Origin of the sequence: Blautia wexlerae (genome assembly GCF_013300825.1) — a bacterium.
Taxonomy (GTDB): domain Bacteria; phylum Bacillota; class Clostridia; order Lachnospirales; family Lachnospiraceae; genus Blautia_A; species Blautia_A wexlerae_B.
Window position 1 is genome coordinate 37,506 of sequence record NZ_JAAIMY010000010.1, and the last position, 21,232, is coordinate 58,737.

The following is a 21,232-nucleotide window of genomic DNA, read 5'->3' on the forward strand; positions in this document are numbered from 1 at the left end:
GCTATTTATTTAACTCCTTTTCAACTTCTTCTCGTGTCGGCATTCCTGTCTGTGCTCCAAACTTCTCTGTGGAAAGACTGGCCGCTGTGTTTGCAAAACGGAGTGCACTCTCCAGATCAGCATTCTCTGCAAGCATGGTACAAAATGCACCGTTTAATGTATCGCCTGCGCCTGTTGTATCTGCAACTTTTGCAGGACGAACCGGCACATGAACAATTGTACCGTCTTTCTTAGCCGCTGCCACGCCGTCAGATCCCAGTGTGATCACAAGTTTCTCAGGATACGCTTTGAGTAATTCTTCTGTGCTTGTATCTGCACCAAATAATATTTTAGCTTCATGTTCGTTCGGTGTCAGCCATGTTATTTTCTCCAGAACTTCTTTTTTCACTTCTCTTGCAGGTGCCGGATTTAATACAATTTTGATTCCATTTTCATGGCAGATATTTACTACATATTCTACAGTTGCTTCCGGAATCTCATGCTGCAGAACCACATAATCTGATTTCAGCAGATCTTCTTTGATACTGTCAACATATTCGCAGTCAACCTTTCCATTCGCACCTGAAACTACGATAATTGTGTTATCATTCTCACCTACTGTGATGATTGCAAGTCCTGTTGGTACACCTGCGATTTTTCTGATGTTTCCTGTCTTAACCCCGTTCTCTGCAAGGTTATCGATCAGTGCCTGTCCATGACTGTCATCACCAACACAGCCAAACATCTCTACATCTGCGCCGAGTCTTGCCATTGCCACTGCCTGGTTTGCACCTTTTCCGCCAGGAATGTAACTTAACGTGTCACCATGAAGTGTCTCTCCCTTCAACGGAATTCTCTCTGCAGTTACTGTCTGATCCATATTGATGCTTCCTATAACTGAGATTTTCATATTCTCATCCTCCTTGTTTTTATATTTATCATATGACGGTTGCTTTCCATAAACCAACACATGCTTATTTCATAATTGTTGTTTCTCTTTTTATTAAAGTTACCGGAAATTTATTCACCCGCATTACTCTGCCTCCGGTTGCATAACTGATAATGCACTGTACTGCAGTCTTTCCCATGTCCGCAATTGGCTGTCGGATTGTCGTAAGTTCCGGTGTTATCAGATGTGCCAGTGCCACGTTATCAAACCCTATAATCTGCACATCCTCCGGAATCTGATATCCGTGATGTCTCAAGACTTTGAACACAGAAATCGCTACCATATCATTACAGGAAATGATTCCGTCAACTGCCGGATATCTATTCAGGATTTCCTCTGCCACCAGCTGTCCCTGATCAAAACTGTATTCACATTCCAGGTTCTGGACTTCCCGTCCGTACTGTTTGCAGGTATCTACATATCCCCGATATCTGTCTCTGGCACTGGAATACTTCTGTGGTCCGGAGATATTTACGATATTTCTGCATCCACACTGGATCAGATGTCTGGCTGCCAACTTTCCACCTTCATAATGGTCAGCTTCCACAAAAGCCACTTCTCCATCTGCATGAATACGTCTGTCCACAGCCACCACCGGAATACCGCAGTCTTTAACTTCCGCGTCAATTTCCTCATTGTTCGTCATAAGAATAATTCCGTCTGCGTTCATTCTGGAAAGCATTCGGATACTCTCTTTCTCTTTTTCAGGTTTGTTCTCAGAGTAACACAACGTCATCCGGTATCCCCGGGCATATGCTTCGCCTTCAATTACCTTCGCCATTTCTGTGAAGAATGGATTCTCAATATCCGGGGCAATCACGCCGATGATCCTTGATGATTTCTTAAACAGGGAGCGGGCAACCTCATTAGGTTTGAAACCCGTTTCAGAAATTGCATTTAAAACCCTTTGCATTTTTTCTTCATCTACTTTTGCTGTTCCGTTCATTACTCTGGATACGGTAGAAGGAGAAACTCCTGCCAGTTTTGCTACATCTCGAATACTTGTCATTCCTGTTCGCCTCCTGTTGTTGTGTATTTTTTCTTTTGAAACCCGTTTCAAGATGGTTTCATTATACCATTTCCCCAATTAATGTCAATGTGATTTTCAGTTAAAAATGCTTTTCGGCGTTTATTACAGATTTCAGGTTAAAGAATTATACAATATAACTGATAAATTTTCAGATACTATAACAGAAAATGACCTTTTTCATATGCCAGCTATCTTATAGCAATCCTCTTAAATGCATTATTTATGAGGATTGCTATAGTCATACATACAAAAAGGTCATTTTCTCATTAATCAATATTATTCAATCATTCGTTCCAGTTTGTCCAAACGTCAGTTACGTCGTCATCCTCATCTAACAGATCCAGTGTTCTCTGAAGATCCTTGAGAGCCTGCTCATCTGTGAGATCTACATATGTCTGAGGGATCATGGCAACCTGTGCTTCTGCGATCGGCGCACCTGATTTCTCGATTTCCTCACGGACTGCACTGAAGTCATCCGGTGCTGTAAGTACTTCATAGCTGTCTTCTTCTTCGTTGAAATCTTCTGCACCCGCGTCCAGAGCAAGCATCATCAGCTCATCAGCGTCCATTTCGCACTCTTCTTTGTCGATAATGATCTGACCTTTCTGGTCGAACATGTAGGACACACATCCCTGAGTACCGATGCTTCCGTTACCTTTTGTAAATGCGTTACGTACATTACCTGCTGTACGGTTCTTGTTATCTGTCAGAGTCTCAACGATGATCGCAACACCATTCGGACCATAACCTTCGTATACTGCCTTCTCATAATTGTCTGCGGAATCAGCGCCTGCAGCTTTTTTAATACCACGGTCAATAGTATCGTTTGGCATATTATTTGCTTTTGCCTTTGCAATCACATCACGAAGCTTACTGTTGTTGTTTGGATCCGGACCACCGGCTTTAACAGCCATAACCAGCTCACGTCCGATTACTGTAAAAATCTTACCCTTCTTTGCATCGTTTTTCTCTTTCTTATGCTTAATGTTCGCAAATTTTGAATGTCCTGACATCTTTCTTTCTCCTTTTGTTAATTATTTTTATCTGCTGCTGTTTATACAGCAACATTATTATCCCGCTCTACCTTCACCTTGCCTATAGTCTTATTGCCAACAGACAAAATCGTAAAGCAGTATCCAATCGCTTTTATAGTCGTATCAATATCCTTATTTGTGGGAATATGTCCCATAATGTTTGTAAGATAACCATTCAGCGTCTCAAATTCCGTATCACCGAAATCTGCATCCAGTTCCTCTTCCACATCCTCCAGATAAGCGAGTCCGTCAATGATCAGACTGTTATCTTTCTGTGCACGTATGGTAATTTCATCCTCATCATACTCATCCAGGATATCCCCGACGATCTCCTCCAGAATATCTTCCATGGTGACAATTCCGGCAGTCTGTCCATACTCATCTACAACAATCGCCATATGAATCTTCCGGGCCTGCATGGTGTGAAAAAGATCTCCGATTCCTCTTGTCTCAGGGATCAGGGATGCCTGGCGGATAATTCCGGGCAATTCCTTCAGCGGTTTGAATTTCGCCCATGGATTCTGAGTCATAAATTTAAGCGCATCTTTATAATGAACGATTCCCTTGATATTGTCAATATTCTCTTCATATACCGGATAACGGGAATTCCCCTCTTCCAGCATGGTATCGATCATATTCTTGAGCAATATCTCCTCATCAAAAGCTACCACATTCTTTCTGTGAGTCATGATATCATGAGCTTCTGTCTCATTAAAAGATATGATATTCTGGATCATCTCCGCTTCATTCTCCTCAATGACACCCTGTTCATGAGCCTCACCCACAATGGAAATAATCTCTTCTTCTGTGACTGCCTTTTCTGTACGGTTTATCTCCACGCCAAAAGGCACTGCCGCCAGTCTGGCGATCCAGGTAACAGACACAGTAAAAGGTTTCAGCAGTTTTACCCAGAAATGTACCAGTTTCAGATACTTATACGCATAGGACTCCGGATGGTAGGTACCGACCCGCCGAAAAGTCAGAATACCAATTGCAGCAAGAAAAATCACACACAATGCCATCACCAGGATCAGTGCAGGCACATGCTTTATGTATGGATGAAATATATCCACAGCATATGGAACCAGAAAAGTACCAAAGCAGATACCGCATGCCATTACGATCAGCGGGATCGCATTGACAAACTGTGCAGGTTTGTCGATCAATGCCATCAGCATCTGTGCTTTTTTATCGCCTTCCTCTGCTTTCTTCTGTGTATCGTTCTCACTTATGTTTCTCAGTGCTGCGGCAAATCCGTAAAAAATCCCATTCAGCCACAGCAGCAACAGCAAAACAAATAAGCCCCAGAGGGGCATACTACTGCCATCTTCCATTATATTAATCAGTCTCCTCCATATTGAATACGCGTAGTTACTGGTAAAATATATCACTTTCTCCTGTATCCGTCAAGATATTGCCATGTAACAAAAGCTTATAACACACTAAAAAATGTAAATTTCCTGTGTAAAAAAACACATTACCACTTGCAGAGCGAATGACAGCCGAATTTACCTTCTACGATAAAATCCGGAAAACACAGTTTTTTAAAAGGTAAGCTCCAGACTGATCTCAAGTGCATGATTCACCCTGTCCAGCATCGCATCATCCAGATGGCAGACCTTATCCTTCAGTCTTCTTTTATCTATAGTACGAAGCTGCTCCAGCAAAATTACAGAATCCTTTTCAATTCCGTATAGTTCCGCATTAATCTCAATATGTGTAGGAAGCTTAGCCTTATTCATTTTTGATGTAATAGCAGCACAGATCACTGTAGGACTGTGCCGGTTGCCAACATTATTCTGAATGATAAGGACCGGTCGGATTCCGCCCTGTTCGCTCCCCACCACAGGGCGAAGATCTGCATAAAATATATCCCCTCTTTTAATTACCACACAATTCACACTCCGATTCTTTCCGGTTTCATAAAAGAAACCTTGTTTTAGAATAAAGTATTTCCATCTTTTTCTTGTGTATACATGCGTGGTATATAAAAACATTGCTGCCTGCTCCTTCCTTCGCAGTCTCAGAGTTACTGTTCATTTCGTAGGCAGCAGTTTATCTCATTTTTCTTTCATATTATGTTATACTTCGATTTCTTTCCCGTCTTTGATATAAACCCTCGGAACACGGGGACTGATATCACAGGCAAATTCATAGGAAAATCTACCGCAGAGATCCCCGATTTCCTCAATACTGATAAATTCATCACCATCTCTGCCAATAAGCGTTACCTCATCGTTTTTCTTAACATCATCAATCTCAGTCACATCCACCATGAACTGATCCATACAGACTCTTCCAAGGATCGGAGCTTTTTTCCCATGAATCAGAACCCAGCCTTTATTGGAAAGCTGTCTGGAATAACCATCTGCATAACCCACAGGGATAGTAGCCACACGAAGCTTCTTATCTGCCACATAAGTGCCGCCATAACTGATCGCAGCCCCTGCCGGAACATCTTTTACATAAGTCACATGACTTTTAAGTTCCATTACAGGTGCAAGCTTCACAATGTCTCTCTCCACCTCAGAAGAAGGATAGATTCCATAAATCGTAATACCTGCACGGACAATACTCAGATTTGCTTCAGGCACACGGATGATACCTGCACTGTTAGAACAGTGATGCAGAGGAATTTCCACTCCGGCCTCATCTACACGTCGGGAAAAATCCTGATATCGTTTCAGTTGTACCATAGCCGGACTTCTGTCATACTCATCTGCCCTTGCAAAATGAGTAAACATACCTTCGATCTCAAGATTTGGAAGTTCGGAAATCTTTTTAACTTCTTCTACACTTTCCGGTGTATCTGCAAAACCGATTCTGGTCATTCCTGTGTCCAGCGCAATATGGATATGTACAGTTTTATCCTGCAAAACCGCTTCTTTGGAAAGCTTCTTCGCCTCCTCATACTCGCACACTGCAGGACGGATATCATAACGGACAAGTTCAGGATAAAATTCGTCAAAAACAATTCCAAGGATCAGGATTGGTTTTGTAACCCCGGCTTCACGCAGATGAATTGCCTCTTCTGCAGTTGCAACTGCAAATCCCCAGATATAATCATAATCCTCGATCAGATGCGCGACAGGTACTGCGCCGTGTCCGTAAGCATCAGCCTTTATAACTGCGATCATCTTTGTATCTTCTGCAATATTCTTTCTCATTTCCCGGAAATTATGCTCTACAGCATCCAGTGAAATAATTGCTTTAACTCTGCTATCTTTCTTCATAATAATTTTCCTCTGTTATTTTATATATTGATATCCCCGGACCATTCCCAATCCCGCTGTTTCTAATGATGTACTGGAATATGTCTGAAAAAGGCTTTACGCAAGATGTGCGTCACAATTTGCGGGAATGATTTTTCAAACACGCTTCGGGATATTATCTCAGTATTTCCGGCAAAAAACGGATGATATCTCCTGCTGTCATTCCTCTTTGCCCCACTTTCCCGGCTGCCTGATCACCTGCAAGTCCATGAACATACACTCCAAGAGCTGCCAGCATAACAGGCGAAAGTTTCTTCTCGGCAGCCAGATACATACATTGTATCCCTGCAAGCACACCGCTTAACACATCTCCGCTTCCGGCAGTAGCCATTCCGGCATTTCCTGAGAGATTCAGATACATTTCTCCGGAAGCATCTGCCACCACTGTGCAGGCGTCCTTCAAAATACAGACCGCACCGGATTCTTTTGCATAATCTGCCGCAGTCTGTGCCAGACAATCCTGGATCTCACTGATCCCCTTTCCACACAGACGGCTCATCTCGCCAATATGCGGCGTCAGGATAACATGTTCTCCGATAAAACGTTTCCAGCTCTCATGAACTGACAACAGGTTCAGGCCATCTGCATCCAGGATAACTGTTTTTTTACACCGGGCAGCCTCTGACAAAAACCACTGGGCTCTTTCCCTGCTCTGTGCACTGGTTCCAAGACCAGGACCGATCACTGCCACATCACACCAGTCGAACATTTCCTGATTCTTTTTCTCATCAAAATCGCAGGTGACCATAGCTTCCGGCAGCAATGTCTGCAGCGGAATCCGATTTGCTTCCACAGTCTGGATCTTTACCATTCCCGCAGCACTTTTCAGAGCGGCAGCAGCACTCAGATATGCTGCTCCGCACATTCCCTCACTGCCTGCCACAAGGAGAACCTTTCCAAATGTTCCTTTATTTCCGTATGGAACTCTCTCCGGAAGCATCTCCAGATCTCTTTGTTCCAGATGATGCATGCAAATCTTCTCTCCGGGTATGGGATAAATCCCAATATCCGCAACGATGATCTCACCGCCATACATGCGTCCCGGATAAAAACACAGCCCTCTTTTGCGAAAAGCAAACGTGACCGTAAGATCTGCCTGAAAAGCAATCCCCTTCTCAAATCCGGTATCTGAGTCAATTCCAGATGGGATATCCACAGCCACTTTATACGCAGATGTCTGGTTCATTGCACTGATCAGTTCCGCATACTTTCCCTCCACAGGTCTGCTCAGTCCAACCCCAAAAATGGCATCTACTATAGTAGTATATTCATCCGATTTCAGGTTATGCACACGCGGAACCTGATAATACTCCGCAGTTCGAAGCTGCCCCGCAGTCTCTGCAGTCATTCTTTCTTCCTTACCTGCAACATAATACCAGGTTCTGATGCCCTGCAGATGAAGCAGCCTGGCAATTGCAAGTCCGTCTCCACCATTATTGCCTGTTCCGCAGACTACAAGGATTTTTTCTTTTCCCCTGTCCTTTAGCCGCTGCATGATCTCCTCTACTGTCTTTAATGCCGCTCTTTCCATAAGCACCAGGGATGGGAGTCCGGCTTTCTGAATCGTATTATGATCCAGTGCCTTCATCTCATCCGCAGTTACAACCTCTCTCATCTGTTCACCTCCTGTTGGAACTTCTATCGCCGTAGGCGATTTTCAATAGAATTGCTACAGTAATCATGAAGGTACTAAACAGTCAGGAATGCTATAACAGAAAGGCTGTGATCAGATGACCACAGCCTTGTGTTTCACAGTTATCCCTTACATTCCTTCGTGTTCCTTCCTGTATTCACTCAGATTATAGGATAAAGTCATAAGGCTCTCTGAAAGATGTACATTCTCTACCATTACATCCTCCGGAGCATCCAGATCAATATGTGCAAAATTCCAGATTGCCTTAATTCCATTATCAATTAAAATCTTCGCCATCTCCTTGGCTTTATTCTTTGGAAGAGTCAGGATCGCGATCTCAACCTCATTCTCCTTCAGAAACAGAGGAAGATCACTTAACATCTGAATCTCAATCCCACGGACTGCGATTCCCTCAAGAACAGGATTCACATCAAAAATACCAACCAGCCTAAAGCCGCGTTTCTCAAAATCCACATAATTAGCCAGTGCCTGCCCCAGATTACCGGCACCCAGAATAATCATCGGATGTACAGTATCCAGCCCAAGGATCTTGCCGATCTCTGTATACAAATAGCGTACATTATAGCCGTAACCCTGCTGACCAAAACCACCGAAATTATTTAAGTCCTGACGAATCTGGGAAGCTGTCACATGCATTTTCTTGCTGAGATCATTGGAAGATATACGCTCTACATTCTCTTCCATCAGCTCACCGAGGTAACGGTAGTAGCGTGGAAGACGCTTAATTACCGCCTTTGAAATTTCTTTAGCTTCCACAAATTTACCCTCCTTAATTTGTCTATGTCAATTATACCCAGATGTTATTTTATTGTCAAATTAAATCTGTACTTTTTGCCCAAATATTTCTGCGTTTTTTATCAATTACGCTCTAAAACACACCTCAGAATGGCATATTCTTATCCGTATATAAATCTGACAGATATTTTTTACTGCAAATACTTTCAAAAACAGATATTTTCGATTATAATAATACGCGGACAAATTACAAACGGAGGAATTCCTATGATTTTATCATGTCAAAACATCTGTAAATCCTTTGGCGAAAAGATTATCCTTGAAGACGCCAGTTTCCATATAGAAGACCGTGAAAAAGCAGCTCTCATCGGCAATAACGGTGCCGGCAAAACTACTCTGCTGCGTATCATCATGCACGAGATCTCACCGGACTCCGGAAATGTGGTTCTTGCCAAAGACAAAAATATCGGATATCTTGCCCAGTACCAGGATATCCACGGACACCATACTATTTACGAAGAACTTATCTCCACAAAACAGCATATCATTGATATGGAAAACCGTCTGCGTTCCCTGGAGCAGGAAATGAAAACCACCACAGGAGATGCGCTGGACAGCCTGATGAACACATATACAAGACTGAGCCATCAGTTTGAACTGGAGAACGGTTATGCATACAAGAGTGAGATCATGGGCGTATTAAAAGGTCTTGGTTTCACTGAAGAAGATTTCGAACGCCAGATTGAAACACTTTCCGGCGGCCAGAAGACCCGTGTAGCCCTCGGTAAACTGCTTCTCTCAAGCCCTGATATCCTCCTTCTTGATGAGCCTACCAACCATCTGGATATGGAAAGTATTTCCTGGCTGGAGACTTATCTGCTGAATTATCCGGGCGCTGTATTTATCGTATCCCATGACCGTTACTTTCTTGACAAGGTCGTCACAAAAGTTGTGGAAATCGAAGCAGGTACCATGCGTATGTACAGTGGCAATTACTCTGCCTACGCTCTCAAAAAAGCCCAGCTGCGCGATGCTCAGTACAAAGCTTACCTGAATCAGCAGCGAGATATCAAACATCAGGAGGCTGTTATCGCCAAACTGAAATCTTTTAACCGCGAAAAATCCATCAAGCGTGCAGAAAGCCGTGAGAAAATGCTGGATAAGATCCAGCGGATCGATAAACCTGTAGAAATCCAGAATCAGATGCGCATTTCTCTGGAACCAAGATTTGTCAGCGGAAACGATGTCCTTACTGTTGAAAATCTTTCCAAGTCATTCCCGGGGCAGACACTTTTCAGTAATATTTCCTTCGAAATCAAGCGAGGAGAACGTGTTGCACTCATCGGCAACAACGGTACAGGCAAAACTACCATGTTAAAGATCATCAACGGACTGATCGATGCAGACGGCGGCAGATTTTCTCTTGGCTCCAAGGTCCAAATCGGCTATTATGATCAGGAACATCATGTCCTGCATATGGAAAAAACTATCTTTGAGGAAATTTCAGATACTTATCCGACCCTTACGGAAACAGAGATTCGAAACATGCTGGCAGCATTTCTTTTCACAGGCGACGATGTATTTAAGCTGATCTCCGCTCTTTCCGGCGGAGAAAGAGGCCGTGTATCTCTTGCCAAACTGATGCTCTCAGAAGCCAACTTCCTGATCCTCGATGAGCCCACCAACCATCTGGATATCGCATCCAAGGAAATTCTGGAAGAAGCATTAAACAGTTATACAGGAACCGTATTCTATGTTTCCCATGACCGATATTTTATCAACCAGACAGCTACCAGAATACTGGATCTCACCAATCAGGCAGTTGTAAATTATATCGGTGATTACGATTATTATCTTGAGAAAAAAGAAGAACTGACCGAGAAATATGCTCCGGCAGCAGCTCAGGCAGCAGAAGCCAGACAGGCATCTGATAACAAACTTTCCTGGCAGCAGCAGAAAGAAGAACAGGCACGCCAGAGAAAGCGTGAAAACGAGCTCAGGAAAGTCGAAGCGCGTATCGAAGAACTGGAGACACGCGATAAGGAAATCGACGAGACCATGGTTCTCCCGGATGTCTGCACAAACGTGGCAGAATGTGCACGGCTCAGCAAAGAGAAGGCTGCGATCACCGAAGAACTTGAAGAATTATATGAAAAATGGGAAGAACTTGCGTAATGCAGGTTCTCCCCATTTTCTCATTTTAAGATATTATAAGATTTCATCCAGTTTTTCTCTGATTGCCAGAATGAACTCCTTGCTGTTCAGCACAGTCACATCTTCAAGAGAAGTGATAAGTGCAAGGTCTTTCGTCATCTTTCCACTCTCGATCGTCTCCAGAGTTGCTTTCTCAAGCTTGTCTGCGAATTCCATCAATTCTTTATTGCCGTCCAGTTCGCCTCTTTTTCTCAGAGCACCAGTCCATGCAAAGATTGTTGCCACAGAGTTTGTGGAAGTCTCTTCCCCTTTCAGGTGACGATAATAATGTCTCTGTACAGTTCCGTGAGCTGCCTCATATTCGTAATAACCCTGAGGAGATACCAGAACAGAAGTCATCATAGCCAGTGAACCGAATGCAGAAGAGACCATATCGCTCATAACATCACCGTCATAGTTCTTGCATGCCCAGATAAATCCGCCTTCCGCTTTCATAACACGCGCTACGATATCATCGATCAGACTGTAGAAGTATTCAATACCTGCTGCCTCAAATTTGTCCTTGAACTCATTCTCATAAATGGTTGCAAAAATCTCTTTGAAACGTCCGTCATATATCTTGGAAATGGTATCCTTTCCGCCAAGCCACAGATTCTGCTTTGTATCCAGTGCATAATTAAAGCAGCATCTTGCAAAGCTTGTGATAGAATCGTCCAGATTATGCATACCCTGAAGAACACCCGGTCCTTCATAGTGATGGATCAGCTCTTTTCTCTGCTGTCCGTCAGCACCTTCGAATACCAGATAAGCATCTCCCGGGCCGTCAATATACATTTCTGTATTCTTATAAACATCACCGTAAGCATGACGTGCGATAGTGATTGGTTTCTTCCAGTTTTTAACACATGGTTCGATTCCCTTCACTACAATCGGTGCACGGAAAACAGTTCCGTCAAGGATTGCACGGATGGTTCCGTTTGGACTCTTGTACATTTTCTTTAAGGTGTACTCTTCCATTCTTGCCTTATTGGGAGTGATAGTTGCACATTTCACTGCAACGCCGTACTTCTTTGTTGCTTCTGCCGCATCAACAGTTACCTGGTCATCTGTTTCATTTCTGTATTCCAGACCAAGGTCATAATACTCAGTATTCAAATCAATGTATGGAAGAAGAAGTTCATCTTTAATGATTTTCCAGAGAATTCTGGTCATCTCATCTCCATCCATCTCCACAAGTGGTGTCTGCATCTGAATTTTTTTCATGTTAATCCTCCTCTTTGGCTCTCATCCACTAAATTAACTATCATAATAGCGGAAAACAGACTGTTCGTCAATGCTTTTATGCACTAAAGCAATAACTAAAGTAATATTTGTTGCTTTTAACTCTGTTTACAGTTCCATAAAGTGCTCCAGGTCCAATTCGCCCCAGCCCTGCTGATTCTTTGGCAATCCCATATCTCTGGCACTTTCTTTCAGTTTCATCTTGATCTGAACATTGGTAAGTTCCGGATTCTTCTCCAGCATCAGTGCCGCTGCCCCAGAAACCAGCGGCGTAGACATGGAAGTACCGCTTTTCACCCCATATCCGTTATCTGCTCCCGGTGCACAGGCAAGTACGTGATTTCCGGGAGCGACCAGATCCGGTTTACAGATACACTCAAATGTAGGACCTCTTCCCGATATGGCAGTCCGTCCTGTAAGCAGGTCACTGGAACCCACTGTAATGATCTTACGACTGCTCCCCGGTGCTGTTACGCTTCCCGCCCCGGGTCCCTGATTTCCCGCTGCAGCAATTACTACCATTCCCTCATCCCACAACTGTTCCACACCTCTGATCAGAATCCTGTGATCTTCTGCCCTCCTGCAGGTGGTTCCAACAGAAATATTAACCACACGTATCCCGTAATAATTCTTATTTTTCAGAATCCATCGAAAAGCCTGCAGCACATCTTCTTTTCTGCCATTTCCCATTCTGTCAAGCACTTTCAGAACGATCAGATCACATTCCGGCGCAATTCCTCTGATGCGCCCCTCAGAAGCCCTGCCGTCACCGCCAATGATTCCACATACGTGAGTTCCATGGGAATTATCATCATACGGCTTAATGCGATGTCCGATAAAATCATGAAACGCAAGTATTCTTCCTTTGAAATCTATATGAGGAAAAATCCCGGTATCCAGAACGCACACACCCACATGCTTCCCCGTATACCCGGAATCATCTGAATTCTTCATAAAAAAATCCTCCGAATTACCTGAATAATAAAATCTTCATCTGTTCACCAGATTGATGCAAAGATTGTGAACAAATGCGTCTTACTTTAAGGTATTCGAAAGATTATATTTTCGTGTCCGGCAGTTTCTGCTGTCATATCTCTGTTTCTCTGTAAATAAAATGTATAAAACTTCCATGATATGCAGATACTTCTGATGTCTAAAAAACTGATATCAGGATCAAAAGGAATTATTAAGGAGACAAATCATGGCCGCATTATTATTAATACTGGTATTTCTACTCTTTCAGACCTTTGTCCTGCTCTGCTGTGTAGCTGCCGGAAATGATGCTGCATCTCAGGAAATCTCAGATCAGGAACAACTGGAATTTATCCGGGAATGGAAAAAAACACACTGCAGCAGCCCCGAAAAATAGCGGGCTGCTGCAGATTTCCAATTAACATTCTCTACATTACATAACAGTCATACCGTATGGCCTTTCCCTTTAATATGTAAGAAGGCTCTCTTCCGTCAAGATAGACGCTTTTGAGAGGACGTTTGACGATAATTCTGGAAGGTCCGGCTTTGATGGCAGCATCAAAAAGTTCTTTTTCCCCGGAACATGGAGGTTCAAATTTCTGGATCAGCTGAAGCTTCTTGTTTATCAGACCGGATTTCTGCCGTCTGGGAAACATAGGATCAAGGTAGATCACATCTATGGGATCCATAAGTTTCCCCATACATTCCACGCTGTCACCTTCCACCAGTTTCATTCTGGCGGCAATATCTTTTAATACAGGATGCTTTCTGGCGCGCCGCAAAGCATCCTTCAAAAGTGCGGCGATCACCGGATTCTGTTCGTATAGCGTTACTTCATAACCATATGCTGCAAGAAGAAAACCATCCTCTCCCATACCTGCAGTGGCATCAATTGCTTTCAGATGTTCTCCCTCAGCTTTGGCCGCACGCACCAGCATTTCATGGGAAAGTCTTCCGTTGGTAACCCTGTGCAGCATTCCCTCAAAATCTCCCTGATAGGTCAGCCCATAGCCGGTAAGAGATACGCCCCTGGAGTCAAACATTACCGTCAGATGCTCTCCCGGTTTATCCATAACCGGAACATTGTTCTTTCTGGCAAATGATTCTGCCATTTCTCTTTGTCCGCCTTTCCCCAGGCAGACTGTTACGTTATCATTCATTTTTTTGTTTCTCCATTTTTCTTTTTTTATAGCAGTGCCATATGATACAGCATAAGTTTCTGCTCACACCAAGCTGCTTTAAACATACTCTTTTCAGAGAATGTAATAAAAGGGAGACTATACCATGATCATGATACATGTCTCCCTGATAAATATTTCTGTTTTCTGTTCAGTACCGCCCATCTGGAGCGTATTTGAAAATTCAGTTATCTGGCTACATCTGCCTCGGAAAGCATGAATCCTTCCCTGACCTTCTTCATCAGTGTCTTTGCCTTATCAACTGTAGTCTGGTCAGGAATCATGACATATGCTTTCTGACTCATGGAATATGGCTTCTGAGTATCTCCCGTTCCATCTGTGCTGTAAGACAATACCTGCCATGAGCCTCCCTCATCCAACTGTTTGCGGACAAGCGATGCTATAATATCATATGGAACATTGGTCTCAAAACAGCCGTCCAAACTGTCCATTACTGAAAGATAATTCTTAAGGAAAGCAGGCTGGGTTGCCTTATCTACTACACCCTGGATAACTGCCATCTGGTCACGGCCTCTCTGACGGTCCCCCTCCTTGAAAGCATAACGCTCCCGGGTGAATACCAGTGCCTGCTCACCATTTAAATGGTTTTCACCTTTATTAAAATGATATCCCTTGGTGTTCTGTGAATCAAACTCATAATCTGAATTAACAGTAATACCGCCAAGTGCGTCAATAATCTTCTCAAATCCTGCAAAATTAAGCCTGAAATAGTAGTTGATATTAATATCATATAACATATTCAGAGTATCCATACTTACATTTACGCCGTAAATTCCGGCATGGGTCAGTTTATCCGGCACACCATTTGAAATAGACAGCGGAACAAAATAATCTCTTGGCGTGGATACCATCAGGATCTGTTTTGTTCTGGTATTCACAGTAAGGATAATATTTACATCACTTCGGCTGGAAGCTGTCATTTCTCCTCTGGTGTCAATACCGCTCACATAGATTGTATACACTTCATCTGTCACTGCCGCATCTGCGGAACTGTTATCTGAAGTCTCTGTCGTGCTGCCGACAGCTTCAGTTACCTGCGGAGTCTTTCTCTGGACAACTGTTTCAACCTGAAGTGACGCGATCTCCCTGAGCTGGGAAGAGAAAGAAGAATAATTATCCATTTCATCCAGTACATCAAGATATGCCTGATTCAGAATGATCGCACCAGTAGTTCCATTATTTAAGCTGTCTGCAAGTTCAGACAGTCCACTATACTCATTCGTCTGAACATCACTGCCAAGTTCATAGTACATCTGCTGCAATGCCTGATCTGTATTATCCCTGTCAAGTTCGCTGAGGATACCAAATGTATAGCCGGATGCATCTGCCAGCTTCTGTGCAGGGTCATCCTCTTTCACATATACATTAATCTTCGTAATATCCTTATTCACACCTGTGATCGTATCCAGCGTGGAAACTGTTTTATAAATATACAGACTTCCTGTTCCCAGCACTGCTAATATCAGAACTGAAAGTACAACCCCAATGATAAAACGTATCTTTTTTCTTGCTTTTCGCACAAGTAAATACACAAGCAGCAGAAATACAAGCAACATAGCTGAAATCACACCGATATATTTTACTGATATAAGCTTCGTATAAAGAAGAAGCACTATAAAAGCCATCTCTGCGCAAAATAATACAGCGGAAATAATAATTCCGGGAACTCTGTCCTGTTTCTTTGTCTTAATCATTATGACACCTCATATCTTTACTGAACTATAACTGTGAGTTCTGCAGTATTAGACATATTTCCGGCTGAATCAACCACATAATAGCTACAGGTATAAGTTCCCGGTGTATAGGTATTAACCTGTCCGTTAATCTGTATTCTTCTCCATAACTCACTTACATTATCAGTATCATCCTTTATCTCTTTTACATTAGATAAAAGATCCACCGAACTTCCCACAGAAGTCTTTATGTAATATTCATTCAGATAAATCTTCGGACACTGTGCCGGCATATCATCTGCCATTTTCTCCTGCTTTGCTGCAGTCTGAGATGCAATATCATCACCTGCCGGTGTTGGTGTCAGTCCGTCATCTGCTGATGTTTCCCCGGAATCAGATTCTTCCGGTGATGAATCATCGGTTTCCACATCTTCAACAGGTACAGGGGTCGGTTCCGTACCTTCCGATGTGTCATCATCCTTCTCGCTGCTCTCTTTCATTTCCTCCGGATCTGTGCTCATATTTCGTTTCAGCTTCGCAATATTATTGGAAGCATCTTTCGCAACGTATGTCACCACCACGTTTGAATCGTCTACTTCATAGACAGACTCCACTGTAAGTGAATCCGAAACATCACCATCTTTATCATCGGTTGCTTTCACACCCTTCAGAAGTTCTGCATCACTCATTTCCGGTTTGTACTCTTTTACTGCCTCATCTGTGCAGACAATCTCAGGAGCTTTCCGGTCGAACTGTTCTCTCATATATACAACTCCGGCTCCCAGTCCTACACAGACAACAAGCATAGCCGCAATCCATTTCTTCGCCATAGTCAATGCTCCTTATTGAGAATTATCTTTTTCTTTACCATAGTATTTACCATAATATTTACCATAGTATTTACCATAATATCCCTGTTTGCTCATATCAACCTTGTTCAGGATCACACCAAGGATCGGGCAGTCACATTTTTCAAGCTGATCCTTCACTTCCTGGGCAAACCGGTAACTGATTGCTCCTGATTCCATAACAATAATAGAGCCATCACTTTCATCAGCAATAACCGCACTGTCAATTACACTTCCAAGAGGTGGTGTATCTATGATCACATAATCATAAACCTTTCTGACTGCCGCAAGAACACGCTTAAAATACTCTCCGCCAAGAAGCTCAGCAGGATTGGGCGGTACAGTACCTGCATAAATAATATGAAATCTGGGAATATTTGTAGCATAGATCACATTTTCCAGGGTTTCCTGATGGGAAAGTAAATGAGACAGACCCTTCACCTGTTCCTCAACCTCCGTTCTTCCCATAAGGACAGACTTACGGAGATCCGCATCAATAAGCAATACCTTCTTGCCTGAATCTGAAAGTGATAATGCCAGATTTAAAGCAACAGTACTCTTTCCTTCATTCGGCGTACAGCTTGTAATCGCGATTACCTTTTTCTCTTCTCCACAGAAAAGGAGATTTGTACGCAAAGATTTATAGGATTCATTCGCACTGTAATCCAGTGCCGGACGATAAATATTTACTTCTTTCATAATTACCTTCTCCCACCCCTTTTTTGCTTCTTCTGTTTCTTTCTCTTTTTCTTCTTACGCTCGTCTTCTGACAGGGGGATTGTTCCCAGTGTACTCAGCTTCAGATAACGTTCCACGTCTTCCTGTGTCTTGATCGTATCGTTTGAAATATATGTTATCAGTACGATCGCAATTGCAACAACAACTCCGAAAACGCCTCCGATCACGCCATTTTTGACAACACTCGGGCTTACTTTCTGTTCAGGGATGTTCGCAGTTTCGACCACATTGACAGCATCAATGTCCATTACATTTTTAATGTGGTTTGCAGCAACATCACGGATCGCATTGGCAATCTCACATGCTTCATAAGGATCTTCATCGCGGACCGAAATTGACAGGATACGGGTATCTGTCGCAGAATCTACGGACATCTTCTTAAGTAGCTGCTCATGTGTCATATCCAGATTTAACTGAGTGATAACTCCTTCTGTAACTGTACGGCTCTTGATCAGTTCCGCATAGTCCTTTGTCAGAGACAAACTGGTTTGCATATCCTGACTGGTCAGTGTGTTGCTGTCCTGTTTACTCAGCACATACATCTTCGTCGTAGATTCATACTGAGGCGTAATAAATAAAAGCGTACCTGCAATAACTGCCAGAGCTGCAATAATACCGGCTAATAATATAACCCATATCTTGTTCAGCAAAACATGAAATATTTCCGATACGTCAATTTCAATCTCATCATTATCCTGCATATTAAGCTGTTCCATTGTATTTTATCTTTCCTTCCTTCTTTTCGCATCTTTTAAAATCTTCTGAGGATTCTCTATAAACAGATAGTCAGCATACTCTTCTCCCATTTTCTTATTCACATAACTGTATGCCTCTCCCATTCTGGATATTCTGTCAGATGTATTGTGGCAATCTGACCCCACAAATTGAACCAGATCATATTTCATAAGTTTTCTGCAAAAACGTTTTATGGAAAAGCCTTCTTTTCCGATGATACTGTCTGCATTGATCTGCATACAGGCTCCCATATCATCCAGTTCCTCTACAAAATTCAAATCTGATCTGGTTGCCTCATACCGCTCAATATGTGCAACGATCGGCTTATACCCATTAGAGAGTAATGCATATATCCTCTCACGTATATATGAAGCCTCCGAGCTCTCAGAAAACTCGGCCAGAACATATCTGGAGCCAGCCATCGTGCTGACTTTACCGCTTCTGAGCATATCGGGCATCTCCATATTTGCATGAAATTCACAGCCCAGATATACCTCCAGATCATTACCAATCTCTGCCGCCGCCCTCTGTACCAGTACAAATTGCTCTTTTATACGTTCAATGGGTGTCTCAAACATCCGAAAACGAAAATGAGGTGTCACAATAATCCCCCGCACACCCTGATCGTATTCCATCTGCAGCAGCTTCTTTGTCTCTTCATAATTCGATGCTCCATCATCCACACCAGGTACAATGTGACAATGTACGTCGTATATACCCTTTCTGGACATATCTTTCACTCCTCCTTCGTATGGCAAATATTCGCATACCATCCTTGTAATTAAAACATTTCCTGAAAAGATTGTCAACTCATTTTTCAGTTCTGACTACCCTTTGTCATCAAAATATCACAAAACAATTTCCGGTAAACTAAAAACGGTTTTGTATTTCCCGTTTTCATATCAAAACGGAAAATACAAAACCAGTCAAATGATATATAAATATCACTTATTATTCTACTGTTACACTCTTTGCCAGATTTCTCGGTTTGTCTACATCCAGACCCTTGGCCACACTGACATAGTATCCAAGAAGCTGCAGTGGAATAACCGCCAGCGAAGTTGCAAAATGTGGATCCGTCTTCGGGATATAAGCGGTAAAGTCAGCAGTATCTTCTATACTATAATGACCATATGTGGTGAGTCCCATCAGATAGGCACCACGGCTCTTGCACTCTACCATATTGGAAATGGTTTTCTCATAAAGATGCTCCTGTGTAAGGATTCCGATCACAAGGGTTCCATCTTCAATAAGGGAAATGGTTCCATGTTTAAGTTCCCCTGCTGCATAAGCCTCTGTATGTACGTAGCTTACCTCTTTCATCTTCAGGCTGCCTTCCATACTGATGGCATAGTCGATACCACGGCCAATAAAGAAAGCATCTTTTGCATTTGCCTGTTTGGAAGCAAACCACTGGATCCGTTCCTTATCATCTTCGATAATCTTGGCAATTTTGTCCGGAAGTGTTTTCAGTTCTGCGATCAGTTCCTCATATTTCTCTTCTGTGATCTGTTCTCTGACTTTTCCAAATTGTACTGCCAGGGCATAGGCTGCAATAAGCTGTGTACTGTATGCTTTTGTAGTCGCTACAGATATCTCAGGTCCTGCCAGAGTATAAAAAACATTATCTGCTTCTCTGGCAATGGATGATCCTACTACATTAACGATTCCTAATGTATGGATACCCATCTTCTTTGCCTCACGAAGCGCGGCAAGACTGTCTGCTGTTTCACCTGACTGACTGACAATGACCACAAGTCCGTCCGGATCCAGTATCGGGTTCCTGTAGCGAAACTCAGATGCAAGTTCTACACGTACCGGGATTCTTGTCAGATCTTCAATCACATATTGTGCCGCCATTCCTACATGATAGGCAGAACCGCAGGCTACGATATATATCTGGCTGATCTTTTTGATCTCTTCTTCTGTAAGTCCTACTTCTGAAAGATCGATATGATCATCTTTTAATACGGAGTTTAATGTATCACGGACAGCTTTCGGCTGTTCATGGATTTCTTTCATCATAAAATGTTCAAATCCGGCTTTCTCCGCTGCCTCTGCATCCCATTCAATTGTTTTTGTCTCTTTCTGAACCTCATCACCATCCAGATTGTAGAAAGTAATCTCTCCTTTTCTGACGCGGGCCATTTCCAGATTGCCAATATAATAAACATTTCTGGTATATTTCAAAATTGCAGGAACATCTGATGCAATATAAGATTCGCCATTTTCTACACCGAGGATCATAGGGCTGTCTTTTCTTGCCACATAAATCTCTCCCGGGTAGTCTTTAAACATAATCGCAAGAGCATAAGAACCACGGATACGGACCATTGCATGATTAATGGCATCTACCGGTGTTCCAAGATATTTCTTATAATAATAATCTACCAGTTTAACTGCTACTTCTGTATCTGTAGATGAATAAAACTCGTAGCCGTTGCGGACAAGTTTATCTTTCAGTTCCTGATAATTCTCAATAATCCCATTGTGAACAGCTACTACATTACCATCATCGCTCATATGGGGATGAGCATTTGTCTCAGATGGTTCTCCGTGCGTCGCCCATCTGGTATGTCCGATACCGCATGTTCCGTGAACAGATTCTCCATCATTAGTCTTATCTGCAAGAACTTTCAGTCTGCCTTTCGCCTTGATGATCTCTGTAGCATCTTCGCCGTCGCGAACTGCAATTCCTGCTGAATCATAACCTCTGTATTCAAGTCTGGACAGACCATATAACAAAATCGGTGCTGCCTGATGATTGCCTGTAAATCCTACGATTCCACACATTTATATTTATTCCTCCCATATCCTCCCAGATTTATAGTACTTCCAAAGATACTATATAAAAAATTTCAGGGGTTTTTCTGTCATATCGTGTTTCATTGTATCATGATGTTCCACATATGGCAAGAAAATCCCCTGAAACTGTATACTCTGTTTTTATGAAAGTACTTTCAATATCATTTTATCCAC

Annotated in this window: 19 protein-coding genes; 2 read left to right on the forward strand and 17 right to left on the reverse strand. The window is 42.7% G+C overall.

Annotated features, from left to right (window positions below):
• Position 1: 1 nt before the first annotated feature.
• From rbsK to G4417_RS07070, 8 genes are all read right to left on the reverse strand, one after another.
• Positions 2 to 889 carry a ribokinase gene (gene rbsK, locus G4417_RS07035; protein WP_173683112.1) on the reverse strand — a complete coding sequence of 296 codons (888 nt, stop codon included), beginning with the start codon at positions 887 to 889 and terminating at the stop codon, positions 2 to 4.
• 64 nt (positions 890 to 953) lie between these two features.
• Positions 954 to 1,937: a LacI family DNA-binding transcriptional regulator gene (locus tag G4417_RS07040; RefSeq protein ID WP_173683113.1), complete on the reverse strand. Its 984-nt coding sequence runs from the start codon at positions 1,935 to 1,937 to the stop codon at positions 954 to 956.
• A 305-nt stretch (positions 1,938 to 2,242) separates the two neighbouring features.
• Positions 2,243 to 2,971 (reverse strand): YebC/PmpR family DNA-binding transcriptional regulator, encoded by a 729-nt coding sequence (locus tag G4417_RS07045; RefSeq protein ID WP_173683114.1) that lies wholly within the window; start codon positions 2,969 to 2,971, stop codon positions 2,243 to 2,245.
• 41 nt (positions 2,972 to 3,012) lie between these two features.
• Positions 3,013 to 4,326, reverse strand: a complete 1,314-nt coding sequence (locus G4417_RS07050) for a hemolysin family protein (RefSeq protein ID WP_243872090.1) — start codon at positions 4,324 to 4,326, stop codon at positions 3,013 to 3,015.
• Between the two features lie 210 nt (positions 4,327 to 4,536).
• Positions 4,537 to 4,884 carry a type II toxin-antitoxin system PemK/MazF family toxin gene (locus G4417_RS07055; protein WP_173683115.1) on the reverse strand — a complete coding sequence of 116 codons (348 nt, stop codon included), beginning with the start codon at positions 4,882 to 4,884 and terminating at the stop codon, positions 4,537 to 4,539.
• Between the two features lie 189 nt (positions 4,885 to 5,073).
• Positions 5,074 to 6,225: an alanine racemase gene (gene alr, locus G4417_RS07060; protein WP_173683116.1), complete on the reverse strand. Its 1,152-nt coding sequence runs from the start codon at positions 6,223 to 6,225 to the stop codon at positions 5,074 to 5,076.
• 154 nt (positions 6,226 to 6,379) lie between these two features.
• On the reverse strand, positions 6,380 to 7,879 hold the full coding sequence (locus G4417_RS07065; protein WP_173683117.1) for an NAD(P)H-hydrate dehydratase: 1,500 nt from the start codon (positions 7,877 to 7,879) through the stop codon (positions 6,380 to 6,382).
• A 147-nt stretch (positions 7,880 to 8,026) separates the two neighbouring features.
• Entirely contained in the window at positions 8,027 to 8,674 is a 648-nt protein-coding gene (locus G4417_RS07070) for a redox-sensing transcriptional repressor Rex (protein WP_173683118.1), read from the reverse strand.
• A 246-nt stretch (positions 8,675 to 8,920) separates the two neighbouring features.
• Between G4417_RS07070 and G4417_RS07075 the strand changes: the two genes are divergently transcribed.
• Positions 8,921 to 10,828 (forward strand): ABC-F family ATP-binding cassette domain-containing protein, encoded by a 1,908-nt coding sequence (locus tag G4417_RS07075; RefSeq protein ID WP_173683119.1) that lies wholly within the window; start codon positions 8,921 to 8,923, stop codon positions 10,826 to 10,828.
• A gap of 33 nt (positions 10,829 to 10,861) precedes the next feature.
• Here the strand turns inward: G4417_RS07075 and G4417_RS07080 are convergent, their stop codons facing one another.
• Together G4417_RS07080 and G4417_RS07085 are read right to left on the reverse strand one after the other, a co-directional pair.
• Positions 10,862 to 12,070 (reverse strand): NADP-dependent isocitrate dehydrogenase, encoded by a 1,209-nt coding sequence (locus tag G4417_RS07080; RefSeq protein WP_173683120.1) that lies wholly within the window; start codon positions 12,068 to 12,070, stop codon positions 10,862 to 10,864.
• Between the two features lie 126 nt (positions 12,071 to 12,196).
• The gene (locus tag G4417_RS07085; RefSeq protein WP_173683121.1) at positions 12,197 to 13,042 is read right to left on the reverse strand and encodes a S8 family peptidase; all 846 of its coding nucleotides are present in this window, start codon (positions 13,040 to 13,042) and stop codon (positions 12,197 to 12,199) included.
• Between the two features lie 247 nt (positions 13,043 to 13,289).
• Between G4417_RS07085 and G4417_RS07090 the strand changes: the two genes are divergently transcribed.
• Positions 13,290 to 13,457, forward strand: coding sequence for a hypothetical protein (locus G4417_RS07090; RefSeq protein WP_173683122.1), 168 nt, complete (start codon positions 13,290 to 13,292; stop codon positions 13,455 to 13,457).
• Between the two features lie 31 nt (positions 13,458 to 13,488).
• Here the strand turns inward: G4417_RS07090 and G4417_RS07095 are convergent, their stop codons facing one another.
• The 7 genes from G4417_RS07095 to glmS all read right to left on the reverse strand — a co-directional run bounded on the left by G4417_RS07095 (position 13,489) and on the right by glmS (position 21,046).
• Positions 13,489 to 14,220, reverse strand: coding sequence for a class I SAM-dependent methyltransferase (locus G4417_RS07095; RefSeq protein WP_173683123.1), 732 nt, complete (start codon positions 14,218 to 14,220; stop codon positions 13,489 to 13,491).
• 206 nt (positions 14,221 to 14,426) lie between these two features.
• Positions 14,427 to 15,953 (reverse strand): LCP family protein, encoded by a 1,527-nt coding sequence (locus tag G4417_RS07100; RefSeq protein WP_173683124.1) that lies wholly within the window; start codon positions 15,951 to 15,953, stop codon positions 14,427 to 14,429.
• A 17-nt stretch (positions 15,954 to 15,970) separates the two neighbouring features.
• Entirely contained in the window at positions 15,971 to 16,762 is a 792-nt protein-coding gene (locus G4417_RS07105; protein WP_173683125.1) for an immunoglobulin-like domain-containing protein, read from the reverse strand.
• Positions 16,763 to 16,774: 12 nt separating this feature from the next.
• On the reverse strand, positions 16,775 to 17,479 hold the full coding sequence (locus G4417_RS07110; RefSeq protein ID WP_173683126.1) for a polysaccharide biosynthesis tyrosine autokinase: 705 nt from the start codon (positions 17,477 to 17,479) through the stop codon (positions 16,775 to 16,777).
• Between the two features lie 2 nt (positions 17,480 to 17,481).
• A complete protein-coding gene (locus G4417_RS07115) occupies positions 17,482 to 18,234 on the reverse strand; it encodes a YveK family protein (protein ID WP_173683127.1) in 753 nt (250 codons plus the stop codon).
• Between the two features lie 6 nt (positions 18,235 to 18,240).
• On the reverse strand, positions 18,241 to 18,984 hold the full coding sequence (locus G4417_RS07120; RefSeq protein ID WP_173683128.1) for a CpsB/CapC family capsule biosynthesis tyrosine phosphatase: 744 nt from the start codon (positions 18,982 to 18,984) through the stop codon (positions 18,241 to 18,243).
• A gap of 220 nt (positions 18,985 to 19,204) precedes the next feature.
• Entirely contained in the window at positions 19,205 to 21,046 is a 1,842-nt protein-coding gene (gene glmS / locus G4417_RS07125; protein ID WP_173683129.1) for a glutamine--fructose-6-phosphate transaminase (isomerizing), read from the reverse strand.
• Positions 21,047 to 21,232 lie beyond the last annotated feature (186 nt).